Source organism: Synechococcus sp. R5-15 (genome assembly GCF_047462035.1).
Classification (GTDB): Bacteria; Cyanobacteriota; Cyanobacteriia; order Thermostichales; family Thermostichaceae; genus Thermostichus.
The window spans coordinates 1-7,327 of record NZ_JANSIK010000001.1 but is presented as its reverse complement, the minus strand read 5'-3'; the positions used below and the strand labels follow the sequence as shown (position 1 = coordinate 7,327).

Sequence of the window (7,327 nt, the reverse complement as noted above, 5' to 3'; positions counted from 1 at the left end):
TTGCCAACTGCAGGGCTACCGAAAGCCCGCCCTGTACTGCGAAGCAGTCAGGGTCGGGTAGTTTACTGCCGCGCATCGCTTACCAGAGGATTGTGAAGGAGCGGCAGGCTATTATGATCACGGTTGAGGAGAAAATCAGGGGAAAACCACGTGGATGCAAAGTTAGTCTTGGTGGGGGTTGCTCTTGTCCTCTCTCTGGCAAGTTTCTACTTCGGCACCCGCAACGGCTTTTACGACACCGACAAGTATCACGGCAATGGCTCTGCTCATTAGAGGCGGGCGCTGGTGATTTTTTTATGGATCCCTTGCCCAGAAGGGCTTCCCTCCAGAATACAGGCAACGTCGGCGAGGGCTGGGTGCGGCAATATCTCTGTCAGCAGGGCTGGCAGATCCTGGCCCAGCGGTGGCGCTGCCCTTGGGGCGAGCTGGATCTGGTTGCCCACAAAGCTGATGTGCTGATTTTCGTAGAGGTGAAAACCCGTAGCCCCGGTAGCTGGGATCGAGGCGGGCTTTTGGCGGTTGGGATCCCCAAGCAGCGACGCTTGATCCGGGCTGCCCAAGCCTTCTTGAGCCAGCATCCCCACCTCTCCGAGTTGTCCTGCCGTTTTGATGTTGCGCTGATAGAACGTCGGGCCTCTGGGGAAGGGGTAAGCTATGCTTTGGTTGACTACCTGCCAGCGGCTTTTGAGATTTGTTGAAGCAAACTTATCTCACTTGTCAAGGCCATCTGCACCAGTACAATTGCCGTTTTGCCGCTATTGCCAAACGCTCAGTTTGTCTTTTTGGCTCTGCCCAACGCTGCCATCATCCAACAATTTCGGCAACTGCCAAATAAGCTCCAAAGTGCGAGATGGCATCGATGCTTCTTGAAATGCTTAACCCAAAGATTTCCGGTTTTTAACTGATTTTTAACTGTCTCTTGAGTTGCATTTCCGTTGATCAGCATCGCTGTGCCGAGCCGATCTTAACAGCTCTACGATGCAGATCTCAGACAGGATAGGCAAGATTTGCATCGAGACTGTCAGTAGAAAGAATCTTTACAGACAAAATATTGTTTATCCTGAGAAGAGGGGTTTGTGTTTTTGAGGATTGGGCCTATGTATGCGGAGCAACCCAAGGGGGGATCCTCCAGCAGCTGGAAGCGCCGTCAGTTGAAGCTGGCCAACGTCGCTGCTGGGTTTGCCTCGGCAGTACAGCCGATCTTTGCCCAAACCATCATCACCGATAGCGAAGGATTGGAAGCCAGCCCCGTCACCATTCCCACCCCAGATGGCGAGATCCCTGGCTATCGTGCCAAGCCGACCGGCTCTGGCCCTTTTCCACTGGTTTTGGTGGTGCAAGAGATCTTTGGTGTACACGAACACATTCAAGACATTTGTCGCCGCTTGGGGAAGTTGGGCTATGTGGCAGTGGCTCCCGAGCTGTTTTTCCGGCAGGGGGATGTTTCTCAGCTGCAGAGCCTTGAGGAGATTCGCGCCATCGTCTCCCAGGTGCCCGATGCTCAGGTGATGTCGGATTTGGATGCGGCGGTGGATTGGGCAATTGGCAACTCAGGTGCGGATCCAGAGCGGGTGGGCATTACTGGCTTTTGCTGGGGTGGTCGAATCACTTGGTTGTACGCGGCTCACCGACCCGGCTTGAAGGCGGGTGTTGCCTGGTACGGTCGTTTGGTGGGAGAGTCCACACTCTTAACCCCAAGGCATCCGCTGGATGTGGCAGCCAGCCTGAAGGCACCTGTGTTGGGTTTGTATGGTGGTGCAGATACCAGCATTCCCTTGGAAACGGTGGAGCAAATGAAGTCAGCTCTGGAAGCTTGCGGAGATCCATCGCAGTTGATCATCTACCCGGATGCTCCCCACGCCTTTTTTGCCGATTATCGCCCCACCTATCGCCCAGAAGCGGCTGGTGACGCTTGGGAACGGTTGCAGGCTTGGTTTCGAGAACACGGCTTGGCCCAGGGATCCCGGTCTCAATGATGGGATCTCATCTGTTCCCGTCGGCAGGACGGAGTCTTTTTTTGACTGCGCCGAAGGCAGAGCTTGGGGCAAGCTGGTATATTCCTAGCCATCTCAGGGAAACAGCATGAAAGCACATGAGTTCTGGGCCCGTACCGACAGCCAAGGTCAACTGATTTTGCCCATGAAGGCGCAGGAACAATTGCCCAAAAATCGAGTTGTGCGGGTGCTGGTGTTGGTGGATGAGCGGGAGCTGGCTCCGGCGGATCCTTCACAGGAGCAGTTGCCCACTGCCTCGCCAGATGAAGAGCATCTTTGGTATGGAGCTCCCACCGTTCCCTACGATGGCATTTAGCGCATGGGATCTTGGCCGGACAGCCGCCAGCGGTTTAGGCGCGAGAGGGTATCTGCATCCAAGTAGGCATCAATGCCCCGCTTGCTCGATAGCCGTTTTGGTTGGACGCGCCGGATCTGCTGCTGGGCCTGCTGCACTTCATCCCACAGTTGTTCTGCCGAGACCCATTCGGCGTTGTAGCCGCCAATCACCAACTGCTGGACACGATCGGAGGTAGCCACCCGTACCCGACACCCATCCCTCTGCAACTGGGCACACAGCCGTTCAATACAACTGTCGGCGGTCTCGCCATAGGAGGTATACAGGATCTCGATACCCGAAGGGGAGCGCTCTTGCCGGGCTGGAGTGGGTTGGGCGTAGGCATCGTACACCACGGTCGCCTGGTAGCCCCGGAAGGCCACATAGTTGGCCAAAGATTCCACCAAGCGCAGACGGGCCAATTCCATCAGGGAGCGACGCGCCAACTGGTTCAGGGTGGGCCAAGCTCCGATGATGTTGTAGCCATCAACCAAGAGGAAGGTGGAAGAGGAAGCTTGCATGGATGGCGGTGGATCCCCTGTCCGGGATCACACTTCTTAATCTTAATCTTTATCTTATTTTTAATCTTAGTACCCAGCCTTAAAGGTTACCCCACTACTCCGAATGCTCCGATACTTTCCCGGTTGTGAGCAGATCACGGTCTGCGCTGAATCCAATAGGTGGTGAACAGTTCGCCACTGGCCTGTTTCTGAATTTTGCCCCCCAAGGCTGCGATGCGCCGCTCCCACTCCGTTAGGGGGGTGAAAGTCGGTTCGGTGCCTTTGAATAGCTCGATGAGGCCCCATTGTTCCGCCCACACCGAGTCGGGATTGACCACTTCAATAATCACAGGTGCAGCCGGTCGCAACACTCGCATCAACTCTGCCCAAACCGCGTCGAAGTACTCAATCGGGTAGTAGTACAAAAATCCGGTGGCAATGGCCAGATCAAATTGCTCCGACTCGTAGTTTTCCAAATGGTGGGCGGATCCCTGTTGCATTGACTTGAACAGCTTGGAGTTAAGCTGGGGTGCCCGCGAGCGAATAAAGCGCACAATCTCACCGCTCAGCTCATGGCCGTAAAAGTAGGCTTGCCAATCGTTCCAGGGATAGGTCAGGAAGCTTACCCCACAGCCCAAATCCAAACAGGCTTCCCGTTTTTTGGGGGCACGCAGTTGCCAAAAGGGGATCCCGAGGCGTTCTTGCAGGTGATCCCGCTGCTGGGCTTGCCAAAAAGGCAGTTGCTCCAGGTCTGGGGGAAGTTGCCAACCTGGCCGACCCAGTTGAATTTCCAGCTCCCGATTAAAGCGAGCAGCCACAGAGGCAAGGTAGGGATCCCAGCGTTCCCCGGTTTGTGGTAGCTCCATTTGCTGATGGCTTTGTCCTGGATGGTCGTGAACTTAACTTGCACTTAACCTACACTACCAGGACTCTCGGCCCGTAGGCTCCCGGCTGCAGGGATCCATTTACCCAGCTGTGGCTGCCGAGGATGGTGCCTGCTGGAATCTGAGCTTGGGATCCCAGCCGGGTGTGGGCGCCAATGTAGCAGGGGGCGTGCAGTTGAGCGCTGGGATGGATCTCAGCCGTTTTGTGCACCCATATCCCCGGCGCCTGTTGCTGCACATCTTCCAGGGGAAAATCCGTCATTCGGCCCAGAAGAATGTCCAGTTGGCCGTGGTAATAGCTGGCCGGCGTGCCCAGATCCCGCCAGTAGCCTGTGTGGAGATAAGCTTGCAGCCGGTGCCCTTGCCTGAGCAAATCGGGGAAGACACGCCGCTCAAAGCTGAGGGGATCCCCACTGGGGTAGTCTTTAAAAATGGCCGGATCCAAGACATAGGTGCCGGCGTTGATCGTGTCGGTGGTGAGGGTGAGGGCTTCTGCAGGGGTGGGTTTTTCCCGAAAAGATTGGATCTGGCCCTCTTCCCCAACTTCCACCAGGCCATAGGCGGTGATATCTTCCACGCGGGCGAGGGTGAGGGTGGCCATGGCCTTGCTCTGCACATGACATTGCATCAACGCCTGCAAATCCAGATCCGTGAGGATGTCGGCATTGAAAACCACCAAGGGATCCCCGGTGAAATAGGGCTGAGCCAGCACCAAAGCTCCTGCCGTATCCAAAGGCGTCTCTTCGGGAATGTAGCGGAGCTTCACCCCCAAAGCAGCGCCATCTCCCAGAGCAGCCTCAATTTGTTGGCCCAGATAACCCACGCTGAGCAAAATATCTGTCAGGCCGGCTCGGCGGCAGCGCCCGATCAGCCATTCCAAAAAGGGCACATCCAGGAGGGGCAACAAAGGCTTAGGCTGCAAAAAGGTAAAAGGCCGTAAGCGAGTTCCTTTCCCACCCGCCAAGATCACCGCTTGCATAACCACCCTCAACCCCGTTCTCTTCCAAAGATATTGACATCCTCTCCGCCCAATTGCTAAGGGGGATCCATTGGGTCGAGCCAAATGTTTTCTGCTACCCAGAACGTCGATTCTCCGTTGCCCACAGAGGGATACGGATTGCCCCCCCGGGCAACACAGCACGAGTCTTGATCGCAAGTCTCAGGGGATGCCTTTCTGGAGGAGATATTTCAATCTCAATTGGGATTCATAAGCTCAATCCTGAGACAGTTGATTTGCCTTTTTTAGAGCATGTTTGGAGAATTGCGACCCGCTCGCCCCAGTCGGGAATAGCCACCCAAAGCGGCAGTGTCAGGTGATACTACCTTGCAACGGGAATTGTGACAGCCTTGGATAGCTTGGATGGATTCCAATGGGTTTGCCCTTCACCTTCATCTGAGGTTTCGCCGATGTCTGTTTCTCGACGCCGATCCCTACAAGCCCTTTGCTTGACCCTGGCCGGATGCTGGGCTCTAGGCACACACCAGGGATCCCTGCTGGCCCAAGGTAGCGATTTGTTGGCTCAAGTTCAAGAGCGGGGGGTGCTCCGGATTTCCACCGACTCCAATTACCGGCCTCAGAGCTACCTCAATCCCGACGGCAGTTGGGAAGGATTTGACGTGGATGTGGCGCGCGAGATCGCCAAGCGCTTGGGGGTAAAGGCTGAGTTTTTGGATATCAACTTTGATGTCATCACCGCCGGATCTTGGAATGGCCGCTGGGATGTCAATGTCGGGTCGATGACCGTGACTGCCGAGCGCCAGAAAGCTCTGCTGTTTACCATTCCCTACTACTACACCCCCGCCAGCTTCGTGGTCCACCAAGCCTCGACCCTGACCGATATCGCCGCTTTGGAAGGAAAGCGAGTTGGGGTGGGCACCGCCACCACCTACCAAGCTTACCTGGAGGGCAACCTCACCCTGGAAGGAGAGACCATCCAAGTTCCAGCCCCGCGGGTGGACATTCGCATCTACGACACCGATAGCCTGGCTCTGCAGGACTTGGCACTGGGGGATGGCACCCGCTTGGATGCAGTCTTGACGGCTTTGCCGACGGTTGAAAATGCCATTCGGGAAGGGCTGCCCCTGAAAACTCTGGGGAATCCAGTCTACTATGAAGCCTTGGCTGTGGCCTTGGATCGCTCCAGCCCTGCCCCTTCTGAGAGCTTACAAGCCAAAATCAACGAAATTTTAGAATCCATGCACGCCGACGGCACGCTGACGGCTCTCTCAAAGCGGTATTACGGCGTTGATCTGACGAAAAAAGCTGAGTGAGCAAAGACTCTATCCCACTGGAGCAGCCGATTTACCCACCGCCTCGGGTTCGAAAAGGGATCCCGTTCCCGGTGGCACAGGGGTTGTGGTTGGTTCTGTGGCTGTTGTTGTTGCTGTTCACCTTCAGCGGGGTACAGTTGGAGTTGGCCGGGATCCCCATCCGTACCTTGCGTCTCAACGGCAACTTTGTGCGAGAGTGGTGGTGGTTCATCTCGCAAGGGGTGGGCACTACTTTTCAACTGTCCTTGGTCTCCATCCTCTGCGCTACCACGTTGGCCTTTTTGTCGGCGCTGGCGGGGCTCTCCCAAATTGCCCCTCTAAGCAGCCTCTCTGCTCTCTATGTCTCGCTGATGCGGGGCACACCTCTATTCCTGCAGTTTTTGTTTATCTACCAGGCTTTGCCGCAACTGGGCCTGGTGTTCGGCTCGTTCACTTCGGCAGTGCTGGCCTTGAGCCTGAACTATGGCGCCTACATGAGCGAGATCTTCCGGGCCGGGATCCAAGCCATTCCCGTCGGGCAGCGGGAAGCTGCCTATGCCCTGGGGCTTAAGCCCTGGCAAACCCTGTGGTGCATCATTTTGCCGCAAGCTTTCCGAATTGTCCTACCCGACATTGGCAATCAATTCATCGCCATGCAGAAAGACACTGCCCTGGCCAGTGCCATTGCTTTGCAGGAGTTGATGGGCCGGGCTCGACAGGCAGGTTTGCCGCGCCAGCACTTCTTCGAGGCTTTGGTGGTGGCAGCGCTGTGGTACTGGCTGCTGACGTTGATCTTGTCATTTTTCCAGGGACGCTTGGAACGGTACCTGGCCCGCTAGAGGAGCCTGACTCTAATCCGGCCATTACTTTGGTGTCTGCTTGCATACGTTTGTGGTTGCCCACAAAGACCGGCTGTGCCGTTCGCGATAGCAGGGGGCTCCAAAAACAGCCAGAAAGCTGGGGGACATCATCCTGCACTGACCTGCCGCAGTGGGTGAAAGAGGATCCCTGCCACCTCAAGCGGAACGCCATTCAAGAGGCAGGGTTGGCCTTTCGAGAGAGCAAAGACCCGAAGTTTCGCAGCGTCAGAGATCAGAGCTTTGCGGGATACTGCCATTCTGTTTGGCAACGAGCAGGATGCAATCGCTGCAGCCCTGGGCAACAGTGTATGGCTTCGCCATGCAAGCCATAGCCATTCCAAACTGGATTGGGACACTCCCCAAGCGTTCCGCGCTGCTTCCGCGACCACTCCCAGGGGAAGAGGGAAGTTAGGAAGCGATGCAACTTAAAGCTGTTCGTCAGCTAGAAATCGCAGGAGCCCCGCACTGTACCCGTAGGGTCAGTGTCGGGAGGAATGCGGAAGTT

At 56.1% G+C, this 7,327-nt stretch carries 9 protein-coding genes and 1 pseudogene; 7 read left to right on the top strand and 3 right to left on the bottom strand.

All coding sequences use genetic code 11. The features are described 5' to 3' along the window. The first annotated feature begins 150 nt into the window (after nt 1–150). The 4 genes from NW839_RS00050 (at nt 151) to NW839_RS00035 (ending at nt 2,310) form a co-directional block, all read left to right on the top strand. Nucleotides 151–273, top strand: a complete 123-nt coding sequence (locus tag NW839_RS00050; RefSeq protein WP_011429573.1) for a hypothetical protein — start codon at nt 151–153, stop codon at nt 271–273. A gap of 23 nt (nt 274–296) precedes the next feature. Beyond that, nucleotides 297–698, top strand: coding sequence for a YraN family protein (locus NW839_RS00045; protein WP_414343270.1), 402 nt, complete (start codon nt 297–299; stop codon nt 696–698). 399 nt (nt 699–1,097) lie between these two features. After that, complete coding sequence (locus NW839_RS00040) at nt 1,098–1,976, top strand: dienelactone hydrolase family protein (RefSeq protein WP_414343271.1); 879 nt, start codon at nt 1,098–1,100, stop codon at nt 1,974–1,976. A gap of 106 nt (nt 1,977–2,082) precedes the next feature. Beyond that, on the top strand, nt 2,083–2,310 hold the full coding sequence (locus tag NW839_RS00035) for a hypothetical protein (RefSeq protein ID WP_414352028.1): 228 nt from the start codon (nt 2,083–2,085) through the stop codon (nt 2,308–2,310). Here the strand turns inward: NW839_RS00035 and NW839_RS00030 are convergent. The 3 genes from NW839_RS00030 to NW839_RS00020 form a co-directional block, all read right to left on the bottom strand. Continuing rightward, the gene (locus tag NW839_RS00030) at nt 2,307–2,849 is read right to left on the bottom strand and encodes an NYN domain-containing protein (protein ID WP_414352027.1); all 543 of its coding nucleotides are present in this window, start codon (nt 2,847–2,849) and stop codon (nt 2,307–2,309) included. The two genes, NW839_RS00035 and NW839_RS00030, sit on opposite strands and share 4 nt — an antisense overlap. A gap of 134 nt (nt 2,850–2,983) precedes the next feature. Next, nucleotides 2,984–3,694 (bottom strand): class I SAM-dependent methyltransferase, encoded by a 711-nt coding sequence (locus NW839_RS00025; RefSeq protein WP_414352026.1) that lies wholly within the window; start codon nt 3,692–3,694, stop codon nt 2,984–2,986. Between the two features lie 49 nt (nt 3,695–3,743). After that, nucleotides 3,744–4,691 (bottom strand): sugar phosphate nucleotidyltransferase, encoded by a 948-nt coding sequence (locus NW839_RS00020; RefSeq protein WP_414352029.1) that lies wholly within the window; start codon nt 4,689–4,691, stop codon nt 3,744–3,746. A gap of 428 nt (nt 4,692–5,119) precedes the next feature. On the opposite strand from NW839_RS00020, the gene NW839_RS00015 reads away from it, so the two are divergent. From NW839_RS00015 to NW839_RS00005, 3 genes and pseudogenes are all read left to right on the top strand, one after another. Continuing rightward, nucleotides 5,120–5,983, top strand: coding sequence for an ABC transporter substrate-binding protein (locus NW839_RS00015; protein ID WP_414352025.1), 864 nt, complete (start codon nt 5,120–5,122; stop codon nt 5,981–5,983). Next, entirely contained in the window at nt 5,980–6,801 is an 822-nt protein-coding gene (locus tag NW839_RS00010) for an amino acid ABC transporter permease (protein ID WP_414352024.1), read from the top strand. The genes NW839_RS00015 and NW839_RS00010 overlap by 4 nt, the downstream gene beginning before the upstream one ends. A 94-nt stretch (nt 6,802–6,895) precedes the next feature. Then, nucleotides 6,896–7,061: pseudogene (locus tag NW839_RS00005) on the top strand (RNA-guided endonuclease TnpB family protein); the annotation flags it as partial. Nucleotides 7,062–7,327: the final 266 nt, after the last annotated feature.

Coding starts and splice junctions, on each gene's coding strand:
- NW839_RS00045 (WP_414343270.1), top strand. CDS start 297: ATGGATCCCTTGCCCAGAAGGGCTTCCCTCCAGAATACAGGCAACGTC.
- NW839_RS00040 (WP_414343271.1), top strand. CDS start 1,098: ATGTATGCGGAGCAACCCAAGGGGGGATCCTCCAGCAGCTGGAAGCGC.
- NW839_RS00035 (WP_414352028.1), top strand. CDS start 2,083: ATGAAAGCACATGAGTTCTGGGCCCGTACCGACAGCCAAGGTCAACTG.
- NW839_RS00030 (WP_414352027.1), bottom strand. CDS start 2,849: ATGCAAGCTTCCTCTTCCACCTTCCTCTTGGTTGATGGCTACAACATC.
- NW839_RS00025 (WP_414352026.1), bottom strand. CDS start 3,694: ATGGAGCTACCACAAACCGGGGAACGCTGGGATCCCTACCTTGCCTCT.
- NW839_RS00020 (WP_414352029.1), bottom strand. CDS start 4,691: ATGCAAGCGGTGATCTTGGCGGGTGGGAAAGGAACTCGCTTACGGCCT.
- NW839_RS00015 (WP_414352025.1), top strand. CDS start 5,120: ATGTCTGTTTCTCGACGCCGATCCCTACAAGCCCTTTGCTTGACCCTG.